Source organism: Streptomyces sp. NBC_00258 (assembly GCF_036182465.1).
Taxonomy (GTDB): domain Bacteria; phylum Actinomycetota; class Actinomycetes; order Streptomycetales; family Streptomycetaceae; genus Streptomyces.
On sequence record NZ_CP108081.1, the window covers coordinates 3,576,945 to 3,592,113 of the forward strand.

The following is a 15,169-nucleotide window of genomic DNA, read 5'->3' on the forward strand; positions in this document are numbered from 1 at the left end:
GCCGGGAAAATGCGAAAGCACATTCGCGCCGCCGGTCGGGGGAGCCCTCACGCACGCCCTTGCCGCCCCGCCGCGACCGGGTCACCGTGGTGGCGTGACCTCACCAGCGACGCCGATGCCACCCGCCGGGGAGCCCGGCCCGGACGCCGTCCCCGACGTCTTCGATCCCCGGCAGTACGCAGCCGGTGTCCCCCACGCCGCCTACCGCGTCCTGCGCGACCACCATCCGGTGGCCTGGCAGCAGGAGCCCGAGGTTCTCGGCTGGCCGGCCGGGCCCGGCTTCTGGGCGGTCACCCGGCACGCCGATGTGGTCCGGGTCCTGAAGGACTCGGGGACGTACTCCTCGTATCTCGGGGCGACCCAGATCAGGGATCCGGATCCGGACGACCTGCCGTTCATCCGGCGGATGATGCTCAATCAGGATCCGCCGGGACACGGGAGGTTGAGGCGGCCGGTCAGCCGGGCGTTCACGCCGCGTCGCGTCGACCACTTCGCGTCGGTCGCCCGCACCCGGGCCCGCTCGCTCTTCGAACAGGCGGTGGCGACCGCCCGCAGGAACGACGGCACGTGCGACCTCGTGACCGATGTCACCGACGACTACGCCCTGCTCAACCTGGCGGATCTGCTCGGTGTGCCGGAGAGCGACCGCGGGCTGCTGCTGCACTGGACCCAGCGGGTCATCGGCTACCAGGACCCGGACGAGGCGGGCCCGCCCGTGCTGGACGCCGTGGGCAGACCGGTCAACCCCCGTTCCCCAGCGGCACTGCGGGACATGTTCGCGTACGCCCGCGAGCTGGCCGGCCACAAGCGGCGGCATCCCGGCGACGACGTCATGACCGCACTCGCCGCCGACAGTGAACTCGCCACCGCCGAACTGGAGATGTTCTTCTTCCTGCTGACGGTCGCGGGCAACGACACGGTTCGCGGCGCGGCTCCCGGCGGGCTGCTGGCGCTGGCCGGGCATCCGGAGGCGTACGACCAACTGCGCGCCGGGCACGTCGACTTGGAGTCGGCCGTCGACGAACTCCTGCGGTGGCACCCGCCGGTGCTCACCTTCCGTCGCACCGCCGTGCGCGACACCGAGCTGGCCGGGACGCGGATCCGCGCCGGGGACAAGGTGGTGGTCTTCCACGCCTCCGCCAACCACGACGAGCGGGTGTTCGCCGAGCCGCACCGGCTCGACCTGGCACGTACGCCGAATCCGCACGTCTCCTTCGGGGACGGACCGCACGTCTGTCTGGGCGCGCACTTCGCCCGGCTGCAACTGCGGGTGCTGTACGAGGAGGCGCTGCGCGCCCTGCCCGTGCCGCCGCGCGTCGCCGGGCCTCCGCGGCGGCTCGTCTCCAACTTCATCAACGGCCTGAAGTCGCTGCCCCTGCACGTGGCCTGAGTCCGCCGGTTCCGCTGGGCTCCCTGAGGTACGGGTTGACGATCCATTGACCTGCAACTTAGGTTTGCCTTACCTAAGTGGTTTTCGCCTCCGAAAGGCCAACTGCCCATGAGATCCGCCGTGTTCGCCCACGCCACCCGAATCGCCGCCGTCGGCGCCACCGCCGCCGCGCTGACGATCGGGCTCGCCACCTCCGCCTCGGCCGCCACCGCCACGCGGTCCGTGACGGTGAGCGGAACGACGTACAACCTGTCGCTGACGGCCCCCGACGGCCTGTCTGCCGCCGGGCAGAACATCACCGTCTCCGGCAGCGGCTACAACACCATCCAGGGCGTCTACGTCGGCCTGTGCGTGATACCCGACGGCGTCGTGCCCGGGGACCCGTCGACGTACACCTCCCGGCCGACCCCCTGCCTGGGCGGCGCGGACCAGACCGGCACGACGGGCGCCTCGCACTGGGTGTCGAACTTCGGCGGCGGCACGGTCGCGAACAGCTCCGCCTACGGCTCCGGCGGCTCCTTCGACGTCAGCGTGCACGTGAACCCGAACATCGCTTCCGGCCAGGTCTGCGGCACGGACGTCGACTGCGCCATCGTGACGCGCGCCGACCACACGGCGAGCGGCACCCGCTCGTACGACGTCTACATCCCGGTCACCTTCTCGTGACCGCGCCTCTCAGAACCCGGGGGCGGAGCGATGTGCTCCGCCCCCGGGCGGCGGGCGCCCTCGTGGGAATCACGGCGGTGGTCCTCACCGCCGTCGTCGTCAGCACGCCCGCCGTCGGCGCCGACGACCCGCCGGCCACGGACGGGTACGAGCAGACGGCCCGCCTCACGACCGTCGGCAAACCGCTCGACCTGCTGGTGCACCCCGAGTCGGGGAAGCTGTACGTCGGGTCCGACACGGTCGCCGGTACGACGGGCGGCAGCCTGGCCGGCGTCCATGTCGTCGACCCGGCCTCCGGGAACGTACTGAACTGGGTGAAGACCTCGCCCGGCAGCACGGGAGCGCCCGCCCAGCTTCCGGGCAAACGGCTCGCCGGGCCGCTGCCGGGCGACGGGGTGCACTACCTGGTCGGGCTGCGCGGGATCGCCGCCGTGAAGGACGGGGACACCGCGGGGCACGGGGGCTGGCTCACCGGGACGACGATCACTCAGGCCAAGGCCGGCGCGAAAGCCGGCACGGTCGTGGTCGTACGCGGGACGAAACTGGAGGAGGTCACCGTCGGCGAGACGTCGGTGACCGTGGAGCGCTCGCTGACCCTGCCGGCCGCCGGTGGCCCGCTCGCCGTGGACACCGCCGCCGGGCAGATCTGGGTCACCGACAACACCAACAGCCTCCTGCGCAGGGTCGGTTCGGCCGACTTCACGCCGGACGGCAAGGAGATCCCGCTCGCCGCGGGGGCCGCGGTGTCCTTCCTGGAGTGGGACACCGAGCGCGGGGTGCTGTGGGCGGGGCGCGGCACCGTACTGGAGGCGTACGACATCGCCGCCGGCAGACTGGCCGCCTCCTTCGACGCGAAGCCCGGCGACACCATCGCCGATGTCGCCGTGGACCCGCGCTCCGACCGGGCGTTCGCGGTGTGGCAGGACTGGGGCAACCCGCCGGAGGAGGGGGACGGCGTGGGGCAGCTCGCGGTGTACGACATGGCGACGCTCAAGGACCTCGGCATGGGCGCCGAACTGCCGGGAGTCAACGGGCAGTTGGGCAGCTCGTCCGTCGCGGTGACGCCGGGCGGCGACTCGGTGTTCGTCGCGAGCCCGTCCGAGGCCTCGCTCACCGTGTTCCGGGCGCCGGTGCCGCCGTCGCCCTCCGAGTCGCCGTCACCGTCCGACCCGGTGTCTCCGTCGCCCTCGGACCCGGCCTCGCCCAGCCCTTCGGACGGAACGTCCGGGCCGCCGCCCGATGACTCCGCTCCGGACGCCGACCCGACCGGTTCAGGCACCACGGTTCCCGTCGACGGTCCGACCGCCGACGGGAACAGCGCGGGTGGCACGGGAGGCGGTGGCGCGCAGACCACGACCGGTGGCGGCTCGCTCGACAGCACCGGCGACGGATCGCTCGCCTCTACCGGCACCGACGTGCTCCTGCCCGCCGCGGCCGGCACCGCGGCGCTGGTCGCCACCGGCACCGCCGCGGTGCTGTGGCGCCGCCGACGGGCCACGGCGTAGGCCGGGCGGCGGACCGACGGCCCCCCGGCCGCGAAGGGGACGAGCGCACACCCGACCCCCACCCCGGACGGTCCGACAGCCGCGAACAGGCCCGACAGGGGCCCGCATCAGTGCTGTTGGACCTTCTGCGGTGTCGCCTCGCTCGGCCGTACGACGACGTAGCCCTCGCCCTGGAGCATCAACTGCACCGCTTCGCCGGAGCCGCCACGGATCATCGAGCCGATGGACTGCGAACGGTGCAGTGAGGTCTGGAGGTTGGCCGTCCAGCCGACGATCGCGTCCGTGTCGACGTACACCGGCCACTGCGGCGAGACCGGGATGACCAGCGGGTTGCCCTCGCAGACGAGACCGAGCCTGCCGTGTCCGGTGAAGACGCTGTTGAACAGCCCGCCGCCGGTGATGCCCGCGCCCTTCACCGTCTTGATCTCGTACTTCAGCGAGGCGTCGAAGCACAGTACGTTGCGGCCGTTGACGGTGAAGACATCACCGGGGTCGATGTCGACGATGAAGCAGTTCTGCGCCTCGTGCGCGAACCAGGCCTCCCCCTGCCCGCGCACCGCCATGAGCGCCAGTCCCTCGCCCGTGACGGCCCTTTTGAGCATGCCGCCGACGCCCTGGCCCTTGCGCTCGAACTGCAGGTTGCCCCGGTAGGCGATCATCGCCCCCTGCCGGGCGAGCATCTCGCCGTTGACGGCGTACTTGATCGACTTGGCGTTCTCGACGCTCATGCCCGCCGCAGTGGCCGGCTGCACCATGTACTCGCTGGAAAACAGATCACCCTTCATGCGGGCATCCTGTCCCGGACGCGCGGGTTCCACCATCCAGCGGCGGGATGAAAGACACCGACGAAGGTATACGTCCGCGAAACGAAAGGCAGGGGCGGCCGACGCCCGCTCGCGTCGGCCGCCCCTGCGGGGCCTTTCGGCCCCACCCTGTGGGGGGTGGCTGGTCAGTCGTCGATCAGTCGCCGTCCGCCTGGATCAGCAGTCGTCCGACGGCCGCTCGACGGTCAGAAGGTCAGCTTCCAGCTGTTGATCCTGCCGGTGTCCGCCGAGGCCACGTCCTGCACGCGCAGCTTCCAGGTGCCGTTGGCGGTCTCGCTGGAGGCGTCCACGGTGTAGGTCGTGTTGACGTTGTCGGCCGAGTCCGAGCCCGAGGACTTCAGCCGGTACGCCGTACCGTCCGGGGCGACCAGGTCGATCACCAGGTCACCGCGGTAGGTGTGGGTGATGTCGACGCCGACCTGGAGGGCCGAGGGCGCGTTGCCGGTGCGGCCGCTGACGGCGATCGAGGACTCGACGGCCGAGCCCGCGTCCGGGATGGAGACGGCCGTGCTGCTGGTGAAGGTGGTGCCCCCCGTGGAGCCTCCGGACCCGCTCACCGCCTGCACCGTCTTGGCCGCGTCCGCGAGGCCCGCGCCACAGCCGCCCGAGCAAGTACCCGGCAGAGCACGCGAGTTGGTCTTGATCGCGGACTCGATCTGGGCCGGGGTCAGCGCGGAGTTCGCCGACTTGGCGAGCGCGGCGAGGCCCGCGATGTGCGGGGCTGCCATGCTGGTGCCCTGGTAGTAGGCGTACGACTCCGAACCGGGGCCCTGCGTACCGGAGTTCAGCGTGGACAGGATGCCGTTGGCGGTGCCGGTGCTGGTCTGGCCACCGGGTGCCGCGATGTCGACGACCGAGCCGAAGTTGGAGTAACTCGCCTTGGCGCCGGTGCGGTTGAGCGCGGCGACCGAGATGACGTTGCCGCAGCTGGCCGGCGAGTAGTTGGCCGCGTTGGCGTTGCTGTTGCCCGCCGCGACGACGACCGTGGTGCCCCGGCCGACCGCGTTGTTGATCGCGGTCTGGGTGGCCGTGGTGCAGGCGCCGCCACCGCCCAGGCTCATGTTGATGACCTTGGCGACGTTGGCGTTGGCCGGGACGCCGGAGACGCTGCCGCCGGACGCCCAGGTGATGGCGTCGATGATGTCGGAGTCGTAGCCGCCGCACTTGCCGAGGACCCGCAGCGGGGAGATCTTCGCGTTGTACGCGATGCCCGCGACGCCCTTGCTGTTGTTGGTGACGGCCGCGATGGTGCCCGCCACGTGGGTGCCGTGCCAGGAGGAGGAGCTGCCCGTGGTCTGCTCGCACTCGCCGGCGGCGTACCAGTCGCCCGGGTCGGCCGGGTTGCTGTCGCGCCCGTTGCCGTCGACCGAGACCGCGGTGTCGGAGATGAAGTCGTAGCCCGCGACGATGTTGGCGGCGAGGTCGGAGTGGGTGACGTAACCGGTGTCGATGACGGCGACGGTCACGCCGCTGCCGGTCGCGGTGTCCCAGGCGCCGGGCACGCGCATGCCCGCGGTGGTCTCGAAGAGGTCCCACTGCTTGCTGTACTCGGTGTCGTTCGGGTCGGCCTGCGGCTTGTTGAGGCGGTCCGGCACGACGTACGCGACCTGCGGGTCGGCCTGGTACTCGGCGACGACGTCGGCGACATCGGCCTTGCTCAGCTGCTCGCCGAGGTCGACCAGCGCGGCGCCGGTGCCGAGGCGGCGCTGGAAGTCCAGGCTCTCGCCGGCCTCCTTGCCCTTGGCCTCGGCGTCGGCGGAGGCGGCCTTGTTCGACTTGGCCTCGGTGGCGCCCGACTTGTAGCCGACGATCAGCCGCTCGGCCGGGGCGGCCACGGCAGCGGCGGCGGTCTTCGCGGCCTGCTCGGCGGGGACCTTGGCGGTGGCGGGACCGGCCAGCGCGAGGGACGTGGCGGTCCCTGCCAGCAGCGTCGCGGAGATCGCGGCGACGGATATCAGCTTCCGTCTCGCGGGGCGAGGAGTACGCAAGTGAGTGCCTTTCGTGGCCGGCTCCGGGCAGCGCGAGACGGCGATGCGATGCGGTGCATACGGTGCCGTGCGGTACGGAGCAGCGGTTCGATTCGCTTCGTCGTCGAAGCGGCGGGGGGTGCAATCGAGAAGGCGCGAGGCCGGCCGTGCGCAAGCCTCCATCAGGGGTTACCTGTGGTTCGGCTGTGGTCGAACAATAGGCGGAGCCTTTGTCCCGCGGATACGGGGAAAACCCTCGATCCATGGCCGGGAACCCCCTATAGGGACTGGCCAGTTGGCGGGAAAGGCCCCTTTCCGGACGTTCGGTCCTGTCTCGCCGGGAAGGGGCACGGACGGGGCTGGAGGGGGCTGCCGACGAGAGGAAGTTAGGTTAGCCTTACTTTTCTCGCCGCCGGCCTCCTGTCGAACTCTTCCCCGGTCTCCCGCCGAAGGAGTCGCCCATGCACGCCCCGCGCCCCGCCGCCCCCGAGTCCGCGTCCGCGTCCACCCGCGCGCTCTCCCGTCGCGGCGTCCTCACCGCGGTGGGAGCCCTCGGCCTCGGCGGTCTCCTCACGGCGTGCGGCAGCGACGGAGACAGTGACAGTGATGGCGGCAGCGCCACCAACTCGTCCGCCGGCGAGGGGACATGGCGTTTCAGGGACGACCGCGGCACGACGGCCGAGGCGGACCGGACGCCGAAGCGCCTGGTCGCCTTCGTCGGCGCGGCCGCCGCGCTGCACGACCTCGGCATCGAGTGCACGGGCGTCTTCGGCCCGACGAAGCTGGAGAACGGCGAGCCCGACCCCCGGGCCGGCGGCATCGACGTGGACAAGGTGACGATCCTCGGCAACATCTATCCCCAGTTCAACGTCGAGCGGTACGCGGGACTGCGGCCCGACCTGCTGATCGCCCAGATGACCGAGCCACCGGCGCTCTGGTACGTCCCCGAGGAGTCGGCCGAGAAGATCGAGTCGCTCGCTCCCAGCGTCGGCATCCTCACCGCGAAGAGCTCGCTCACCCATGTGATCGGCCGCTTCGCCGAGCTTGCGAAGTCACTCGGCGCGGATCTGACGGCCGACCCGGTCACCTCCGCGGAGGAGCGTTTCAAGTCGGCCTCGGCCGCCTTGCGCCGGGCGGCGGGAGCGGCGCGCGCGAAGGGCCGTAGCGGCCTGAAGGTCATGGCGGTCGCCGCCTCGGCCGACATCCTGTACGTCGCCGCTCCCGACGCCTTCACGGACCTGCGCTTCTACGAGTCGCTCGGTGTCGAGTTCGTGACGCCCTCGAAGACGGGCACGGGCGGCTTCTGGCAGGAACTCAGCTGGGAGAACGCCGACACGTACGAGGCGGATCTGATCCTCGTCGACAACCGCGACGGCAACCTCCAGCCGGCCGAGCTGAAGAAGACCAGGCCGACCTGGGCCCGCCTGCCCGCCGTACGGGCGGACCGGACGTTCCCGTGGGCCGTCGAGGAGCGGTACAGCCACGCCGGGTACGCACCGCGCATCGAGCAACTGGCGGCGACTCTGCGGCAGTCGGAGCCCGTGACCTCGTAACCGGCCGTCCGCGGGCACGGCGCGGCCGCCGTCGGCTCAGCCTCCCCGCCGGAGCCCAGTCGTCACGCCCAGTCGTCGGGCTCAGCTGTCGACGGGCTCGGGCGTCATCAGGCCGTCGTCGGTGGCCGCGAGGAACTGCGTGGCGGCGAGCTCGGCGTACAGCGGGTCGCCGGCCACGAGTTCGCGGTGGGTGCCGACCGCCCGTACCTGCCCCGCGTCCATGACGACGATCCGGTCGGCCATCGTCACGGTGGACAGCCGGTGGGCGACGACCAGGACCGTGGTGGTGCGGGCGACATCGGCGACGGTGTCGCGCAGAGCGGCTTCGTTGACCGCGTCGAGCTGGCTGGTGGCCTCGTCGAGCAGCAGCAGCCGGGGCCGCCTGAGCAGGGCGCGGGCGATGGCGACGCGCTGACGCTCACCGCCGGAGAGCTTGGTGCCGCGGTGACCCACGAGGGTGTCGAGCCCCTTCGGCAGCCGGTCGACGAGGGAGTCGAGGCGGGTGGTCTTCAGTGCGCGGAGCACCTCGCCGTCGTCGGCGTCGGGATTGCCGAGCAGGAGGTTGTCGCGGAGGCTGCCGGAGAGGACGGGCGCGTCCTGTTCCACATAGCCGATGGCGGACCGGAGCGCGGAGACCTCCCAGTCGGTGAGGTCGCGGCCGTCCAGCGTGATGGTCCCCTGCTCCGGGTCGTAGAACCGCTCGATGAGCGAGAACACCGTGGTCTTCCCGGCGCCGGACGGTCCGACGAAGGCGGTCATGCCGCGTGGCGGGACGGCGAAGGTCACGCCGTGGTGCACGTACGGCAGGTCGTCGTCGTAGCGGAAGCGGACGTCCTCGAAGGCGATCGCGGCGGGCTCGGCACCCGGCTGGGGCAGCGGTGAGGGCTCGGCGGCCGGTTCGGCGGGCAGCAGCCTGGCCTCCTCGATCCGGGCCAGGGCGGCCGAGCCGGTCTGGTACTGGGCGACGGCTCCGACGACCTGCTGGATCGGCGCCATCAAGTAGAAGACGTACAGCAGGAACGCGACGAGGGTGCCGATGTCGACCGCCCCGGTCGCGACCCGTGCGCCGCCCACGGCGAGCACGGTGATGAAGGCGACCTGCATCGAGAGGCCGGCCGTGTTCCCCGCCAGCGCCGACCACTTGGCGGCCCGGACGCTCTGGCGCCACGACTCCTCGGCCGCCGAGTGCACGGCCTGCTCCTCGCGGTGCTCGGCACCGGACGCCTTGATGGTCCTGAGCGCGCCGAGGGTTCGCTCCAGCGAGGCGCCCATGGCTCCGACGGCGTCCTGCGCGCGCTTGCTGGCGCGGTTGATCCGCGGCACGATCACGCCGATCACCGTGCCCGCGGCCAGGACCACGCCCAGGGTGACGCCCGTCAGCACCGGGTCGACGAACCCCATCATCGCGAGCGTGGCCACGAGGGTGAGCCCGCCCGTGCCGAGACCGACCAGCGAGTCGGTGGTGACCTCCCTGAGCAGCGTGGTGTCCGAGGTGATCCGGGCCATCAGGTCCCCGGGCTCGCTGCGGTCGACGGCGGCTATGCGCAGTCGCAGCAGATGCGAGACCAGGCCCCGCCGCGCTCCGAGCACGACGGACTCGGCGGTGTACCGCAGTACGTACCCACCCAGTGCCCCGATCGCGGCGTTTGCGACCACGAGCCCCGACATGGCCAGCAGCGCGCCGGTGATCGCCCGGTCGTGCCCCAGGTCGTCGATGAGCGATCGGGCGACCAGCGGCAGCGCGAGCCCCGCGGCGCCGGTCAGCAGCGACAGCACGGCCCCGAGCAGCAGCGTCCAGCGATACGGGCGTACGTACCCGAGAAGGAGCCGCCACGGCGGCGTGGACGGTGTGTCGGACGGGTCGGGCTGTGGCACGGTGTTCCCCCTCGATCGGCTCCCCTCCCGCTCTCGACCGGAGTCTCGTCCGGGGCCTCGTACGGAGCGAGGGGGATCGATGAAGTATCGCCGATGCCACTGACAGTGCCGTAGGGGATTTCGACCGGCGCTCTCCGAATGAGCCCGTCGAGTAACGTTCGACGAATGACCGCTGCCCCCGAAGAACCGGCGTGGCGCCGGCGAGCCGTCGAGCGATCCACCCGGACCGCGAAGCTGCGCGCGGAGGAACGCGTACAGAGGTTCCTGGACTCGGCCTACGAGCTGATCGCCGAGAAGGGCACGACGGATTTCACCGTCCAGGAGGTCGTCAACCGCTCGAAGCAGTCGCTGCGCAGCTTCTACCAGTACTTCGACGGGAAGCATGAGCTGTTGCTGGCCCTGTTCGAGGACACGCTCGCCAAGTCGGCGAACGAGATACGGGAAGCCGCCTCTTCGAGGAGCGATCCGCTCCGGGCGCTGCGCCTGGCCGTGGAGATGCTCCACGCGCGGGCGCAGCCGAGCCCCGATGTGCCGCGGCCGCTGTTCGGCGGCTTCGCCCTGCAACTGCTGGTGAATCACCCCTCGCAGGTGGCGACCGCCCACCGGCCGCTGCTCACGGTGTTCGCGGAACTCATCGAGCGGGCCGCCGACGCGGGCGTCATCGCGGCCGGACGGCCCCGCCGCCAGGCCGCGCTCGTCCTGCAGACCGTCATCTTCGCCGCCCAGGCCCACGGTGCGCCCGCCGACGGTCACTCCGAGCCGGTCACCTCCGAGGAGGTCTGGCGGTTCTGCCTGGGCGGCATCTCCGGCACGTAGCGCTCCGCCGGGAGGGCCGTGCTTCATCTGCGGGTTCGTTGTGGCTGGTCGCGCCCCGCGGCGGAGCCGCAAATGTCACAGCCCCGCGCCCCTATCGGGGCGCCGGGCCCCTCATTCTTCCGAAGGCGCGCGTGCCGACAGGTGCAGGATGCTTCCCTCGCCGTTCGCCGAGAGGAGGAGGGAGCCGTCCGGGGCCGCGGCCAGGCCCGCGAACGCGTGCGGGGAGCCGGGCATTCCCTCGGCGAACAGGGCGGGTTCGGTACGGGTGATCCCCGGGGGCAGGCCGACCGCGAGGTTCTCGGCGTCGACCCGGGTCTCCCCCGTCGTGAGGGACACCGCCCCCAGACACCGGTGCTCGGTGTCCACCGTGAACAGTTCGTCCCCGCGGACGGCCAGCCCCTGCGGCGCGCCGAGGCCGTCCGCGACGGTCACCGTCTCGCCGTCGTCGATCCGGAGCACCGCCCCGAGTCCGTCGTCGCTGACATAGCAGCGCCCCTCGGCGTCGAAGGCGACGTCCACGGGGTGCCGGAGCCCTTCCGCGAGCACGGTGACGGTGTCCGTGCCGTCGACCCGTCCGTCGATCCGTACGACACGTCCGGCGCCCGACTCGGCCACGACGAGGGCTCCGTCCGGCGCGCGCTCGATTCCGGTGGGCTCGTTCAGCCCTCGCACCCGTACCCGCGTGGTCCTGCGGACGGGATCGTACGTACGGACGTCGCCGTACTCGGAGGCGAAGTGGAGAAGCCCGTCGTCCGCGGTGATGCCGTGGACGAACGTCTGGAGTTCGTGGGTGATCACGCCGCTGGAGTCGTGCTCCCCGGAGTCGCCGGGGCTCGCCAGGCGGTAGTGGTCCGCCGCGTAGACCGTGCCGCGGAGGTCGACGGTCACCCCGAAGGGGCCGCTGAGCCCTCGGGGAACGATCTCCCGGGTGCGGCCGTCCTCGCGCATCTCCGTGACGCCGCCGCTGCCGAAGCTGGAGACGAACATGCGGTTCTCCGCGTCGAAGGCCGCGTTGTCCAGCCCGAGGACACCGCTGACGACCACCGAACGCGCCCCGGTGGCGAGATCGATGCGGGTCACGATGCCGGCCGGACCCCGCGACAGGACGACCAGGACGCCGCCCTTGTCGAACCGGACCGCGACCGGGTCGTCCACCTCCTCGGCGAACAGTTCGGGTGTGCCGCCGTCCGGCGGGATCCGCCAGACCTGGTTGCCGATCATGTGCGGGTAGTACAGACAGCCGTCCGGGCCGAGCTGCATCGCGTTGCCGAGGGCCAGCCCGTCGGTCAGCACCACCGGGTCGCCGCCGTCCGGGAACAGCTCCAGCAGGCGGCCGTTCATCCTCATCTCGTTGACGAAGAGCCGGTCTCCGACACAGGTGATGCCGTTGGGCACCTGAACCTGGTCGGAGACGAGGCTGTACGCGCCCTCGGGGCTGCGCCGCCAGACCCGCCCCGGTGTCAGGTCGGCGATGTACATGGAACCGTCCGCCCCGAAGGCGAGGTCGTCGGGCGCCTGCACCGGACCGTCGAGCGGCACCACCACGTCGACGTCCCCCGAGGCCGTGTCGACGGCGCTGATCTGCCCGGCGAGGAACTGTGCCACGTACAGCCGCCCGTCGGGTCCGAAGGTGACGCCGTTCGAACCCCACAGCCGGTTGGGCGGGTTGAGTCTGCGCAGGTCCCAACGGCTGCTCGTGGGCCGCGTGTTGCCTGTGTCGTCGTATCGGCTGGGCCTCATCGTCACTTCCCCGTCCCTGGGTTCGGTGATGGTCGCTCACGCGGTCGGGGTGTCGGCGCGCCCCTGCGCCGACACCCCGGGCGGATCACTCGACGATGACGTCGTTCATACCGCCGTCCGCGCGCCAGCGCCTGAGCAGTTCGTGGAACGCGACGGGTCCGTCGCCGTACGACTCGCTGCGCTTTCGGGGCATGCCCTCGTTGTTGTAGTAGCCGGGGGTGCACTCGGCCTGGAACTTGTAGAGGTCCGCGGCCTTCTGACGGATCGTCGCGACCCAGGCGTCCTGGGCCTCGGGGGACGGCTCCACGTAACGGGCGCGGCGCCCCCGCGCCTCGGCGACCACTTCGGCGACATGGCCGGCCTGTTCGTCGAGGATGTGGACGTAGTTCACGGCGCTGGCGTTCTGCAGGGGGCCGAGCTGGAAGAGGTTCGGGAAACCGTGGCTGTAGAAGCCGTGGAGCGTCTTCGGGCCGCCCTTCATCCAGGCCCCCGGCAGTGAGGCGCCGTCCCTTCCGTACACGGGGAGCCGGCCGGACAGGATCCCCGAGACGCCCACCTCGAAGCCGGTGGCGAAGATGACGCAGTCGACCTCGTACTCGGCACCGCCGACCACGACGGCGTCCTCGGTGATGCGCTCGACGCCCCCGTGGTCGGCCGTGTCGACCAGCGTCACGTTGGGCCGGTTGAACGTGTCCAGGTAGTGGTCGCTGAACGTGGGCCGCTTGCACATGTAGCGGTACCAGGGCTTGAGCGCCTCGGCCGTGGAGGGGTCCTCGACGACGGTGTTCACGCGGTCGCGGATCTCGTTCATCTTCTGGAAGTCGGCGAGTTCGTTCACGCGGTCGCGTTCGGCCTGCGGGAGGTCCGCGTAGTTGTTGGTCGGGATGAGGTTCTGCAGCAGCCGGGCGCTGCTGGTCCAGCCGTCGTTCACCAGGTCCTCGTCCGCGTGGCTCCCGGTGACGGTCCTGAGGAAGTTGTCCCTGCGGCGCCGCTGCCAGCCCGGTTCCAGCGCCTGTGCCCATCCCGGGTCCGTGGGGCGCTGGCCGCGTACGTCGACCGAGGAGGGCGTGCGCTGGAACACGTACAGCCGCTCGGCGTCGCGGCCGAGGTGCGGCACGACCTGGATGGCGGTCGCTCCGGTGCCGATCACGGCCACGTGCTTGTCGGCGAGCCGGTGCAGGTTTCCGTTCGCGTCGCCGCCGGTGTACGCGTAGTCCCAGCGGCTGGTGTGGAAGGTGTGGCCCTTGAAGTTCTCGATGCCGGGGATGCCGGGGAGTTTCGCCTGGCTGAGCGTGCCGCTGGAGACCACCACGAAGCGCGCCCGCATCCGGTCGCCGCGGTCGGTGGTGACGATCCACTCCAACTCGGTGTCGTCCCAGCGGAGTTCGGTCGCCAGGGTCCGGAAGCAGGCGTCCTCGTACAGGCCGAAGTGCCGTCCGATCGCCCGCGCGTGCTGCCGGATCTCCTCGCCTGGCGCGTACTTCCACTGCGGGACATAGCCGATCTCTTCGAGGAGCGGCATGTAGACGTACGACTCGATGTCGCAGTGGATTCCCGGATACCGGTTCCAGTACCAGGTCCCGCCGAAGTCCCCGGCCTGCTCGATGACCCGGATGCCCCGCACCCCCGCCTGCCGCAGGCGCGCCCCGGCCAGCAGCCCGCCGAACCCGCCGCCGATGACCACCACTTCCACCCGGTCGGTCAGCGGCTCTCTGCTGAACTCCGGCTCCTCCACGTACGGATCGTCGGCGTAGTAGCCGAACTCACCGGCGACGCGGTGGTATTGCGCGTTGCCGTCGGGGCGGATCCGGCGGTCGCGCTCGGCCCGGTAGCGCGCACGCAGGGCCTCCGGGTCGAACCCGAGCTCCTGAGGGTCGAAGTCGGGCGCGGCGGACGGGGTGTGGGGGGTGGTCATGCGTGTCCCTTCTGCTGTTGAGGGGGTGCGGTCGCCGCCGGGTCGCTACTGCGGACGGAAGTGGAGGCGGAGCCAGGCGGCCTGTCCGCCGTCGACGAGAAGGTCGGTCCCGGTGATGTACGACGATTCGGGGCCGGTCAGGAACGCCACGGCGTCGGCGATCTCCCCGGGCGTCCCGACGCGGCCCGATCCGCTCGCTTCCAGCATCTGCGTCATGTGCGCCCCTGACGGCGACGCGGCCTCAGCCCGGGACATCGCGGTGGCGATGACGCCCGGGCTGACGCTGTTCACCCGGGCGCCCCGCAGGTTCCAGGCGAGCGCGGCGGCCTGCACCCGTACGTGGTTGGCCCGCTTGGTCACGATGTACGCGGTCTGCGCGTCGTCGCCGATGGCGGTGACGACGTCGAGGCCGAGGAGGTCCTCGATGGGGGCCGTCGCGAGGGCCGCCTCCTCCTCCCGGCTCAGGGACGCGACATGACCGGCCATGCTGGAGATCACCACCAGGGACGTACCGCGGGTGGCGACCGTCTCGAACGCGTCGATGACATGGGCCGTGCCGAGCAGGTTGACCTCGACGATCGTCTTCGCCGGCCCGGTCGCGGGCGAGACTCCCGCGGTGTGCACGACGGCGGCCACCCGGCCCTGCGCGGCCGCCGCCTCCGCGAGTTCGTGCACGGCCCCGCTGTCGGACACGTCGGTCACCATGCCCCGCACCGCGTAGCCCTCGTCGGTGAGCGCGGCGACGGCCCGGTCGAGCCCCTGGGCCGACGCGTCGGCGAGGAGCAGGCTCCGCCCGTTGCCCAGCCGGCGCGCGACCGCGAGGCCCATCCCTCCCGCCCCCGTGACCACGACCACGTCACGACGCTCCTCGTTCGGACGGTCGACCATGAACAACCTCCCTGATCGGTTGAACCACCC

At 71.5% G+C, this 15,169-nt stretch carries 11 protein-coding genes; 5 read left to right on the forward strand and 6 right to left on the reverse strand.

The window, feature by feature from the left end:
- Positions 1-115: 115 nt before the first annotated feature.
- The 3 genes from OG718_RS15965 (at position 116) to OG718_RS15975 (ending at position 3,561) form a co-directional block, all read left to right on the forward strand.
- The gene (locus OG718_RS15965; protein WP_328847772.1) at positions 116-1,390 is read left to right on the forward strand and encodes a cytochrome P450; all 1,275 of its coding nucleotides are present in this window, start codon (positions 116-118) and stop codon (positions 1,388-1,390) included.
- 108 nt (positions 1,391-1,498) lie between these two features.
- Positions 1,499-2,056 carry a hypothetical protein gene (locus OG718_RS15970; protein ID WP_328844443.1) on the forward strand — a complete coding sequence of 186 codons (558 nt, stop codon included), beginning with the start codon at positions 1,499-1,501 and terminating at the stop codon, positions 2,054-2,056.
- Between the two features lie 32 nt (positions 2,057-2,088).
- The gene (locus tag OG718_RS15975; protein WP_328844444.1) at positions 2,089-3,561 is read left to right on the forward strand and encodes a hypothetical protein; all 1,473 of its coding nucleotides are present in this window, start codon (positions 2,089-2,091) and stop codon (positions 3,559-3,561) included.
- Positions 3,562-3,668: 107 nt separating this feature from the next.
- Here OG718_RS15975 and OG718_RS15980 read toward each other — a convergent pair whose 3' ends face one another.
- Positions 3,669-4,346, reverse strand: coding sequence for an AIM24 family protein (locus tag OG718_RS15980; RefSeq protein WP_143638556.1), 678 nt, complete (start codon positions 4,344-4,346; stop codon positions 3,669-3,671).
- A gap of 224 nt (positions 4,347-4,570) precedes the next feature.
- Entirely contained in the window at positions 4,571-6,373 is a 1,803-nt protein-coding gene (locus tag OG718_RS15985) for a S8 family peptidase (RefSeq protein ID WP_186001215.1), read from the reverse strand.
- A gap of 440 nt (positions 6,374-6,813) precedes the next feature.
- Between OG718_RS15985 and OG718_RS15990 the strand changes: the two genes are divergently transcribed.
- Positions 6,814-7,905, forward strand: a complete 1,092-nt coding sequence (locus OG718_RS15990) for an ABC transporter substrate-binding protein (RefSeq protein ID WP_328844445.1) — start codon at positions 6,814-6,816, stop codon at positions 7,903-7,905.
- A gap of 81 nt (positions 7,906-7,986) precedes the next feature.
- Here OG718_RS15990 and OG718_RS15995 read toward each other — a convergent pair whose 3' ends face one another.
- Positions 7,987-9,780, reverse strand: a complete 1,794-nt coding sequence (locus OG718_RS15995; protein ID WP_328844446.1) for an ABC transporter ATP-binding protein — start codon at positions 9,778-9,780, stop codon at positions 7,987-7,989.
- A 165-nt stretch (positions 9,781-9,945) separates the two neighbouring features.
- On the opposite strand from OG718_RS15995, the gene OG718_RS16000 reads away from it, so the two are divergent.
- Positions 9,946-10,596, forward strand: a complete 651-nt coding sequence (locus OG718_RS16000) for a TetR/AcrR family transcriptional regulator (protein WP_143638549.1) — start codon at positions 9,946-9,948, stop codon at positions 10,594-10,596.
- Between the two features lie 111 nt (positions 10,597-10,707).
- Here OG718_RS16000 and OG718_RS16005 read toward each other — a convergent pair whose 3' ends face one another.
- The 3 genes from OG718_RS16005 to OG718_RS16015 all read right to left on the reverse strand — a co-directional run bounded on the left by OG718_RS16005 (position 10,708) and on the right by OG718_RS16015 (position 15,139).
- Positions 10,708-12,336 carry a hypothetical protein gene (locus OG718_RS16005; RefSeq protein ID WP_328844447.1) on the reverse strand — a complete coding sequence of 543 codons (1,629 nt, stop codon included), beginning with the start codon at positions 12,334-12,336 and terminating at the stop codon, positions 10,708-10,710.
- Between the two features lie 85 nt (positions 12,337-12,421).
- A complete protein-coding gene (locus OG718_RS16010; RefSeq protein WP_328844448.1) occupies positions 12,422-14,251 on the reverse strand; it encodes a flavin-containing monooxygenase in 1,830 nt (609 codons plus the stop codon).
- 45 nt (positions 14,252-14,296) lie between these two features.
- Positions 14,297-15,139 (reverse strand): SDR family oxidoreductase, encoded by an 843-nt coding sequence (locus OG718_RS16015; protein ID WP_143638544.1) that lies wholly within the window; start codon positions 15,137-15,139, stop codon positions 14,297-14,299.
- Between the last annotated feature and the right edge of the window lie 30 nt (positions 15,140-15,169).

Excerpts from the sequence above, each read along its gene's own strand:
- OG718_RS15965 (WP_328847772.1), top strand. The coding sequence starts at position 116 with ATGCCACCCGCCGGGGAGCCCGGCCCGGACGCCGTCCCCGACGTCTTC.
- OG718_RS15970 (WP_328844443.1), top strand. The coding sequence starts at position 1,499 with ATGAGATCCGCCGTGTTCGCCCACGCCACCCGAATCGCCGCCGTCGGC.
- OG718_RS15980 (WP_143638556.1), bottom strand. The coding sequence starts at position 4,346 with ATGAAGGGTGATCTGTTTTCCAGCGAGTACATGGTGCAGCCGGCCACT.
- OG718_RS15990 (WP_328844445.1), top strand. The coding sequence starts at position 6,814 with ATGCACGCCCCGCGCCCCGCCGCCCCCGAGTCCGCGTCCGCGTCCACC.
- OG718_RS16000 (WP_143638549.1), top strand. The coding sequence starts at position 9,946 with ATGACCGCTGCCCCCGAAGAACCGGCGTGGCGCCGGCGAGCCGTCGAG.
- OG718_RS16005 (WP_328844447.1), bottom strand. The coding sequence starts at position 12,336 with ATGAGGCCCAGCCGATACGACGACACAGGCAACACGCGGCCCACGAGC.
- OG718_RS16010 (WP_328844448.1), bottom strand. The coding sequence starts at position 14,251 with ATGACCACCCCCCACACCCCGTCCGCCGCGCCCGACTTCGACCCTCAG.
- OG718_RS16015 (WP_143638544.1), bottom strand. The coding sequence starts at position 15,139 with ATGGTCGACCGTCCGAACGAGGAGCGTCGTGACGTGGTCGTGGTCACG.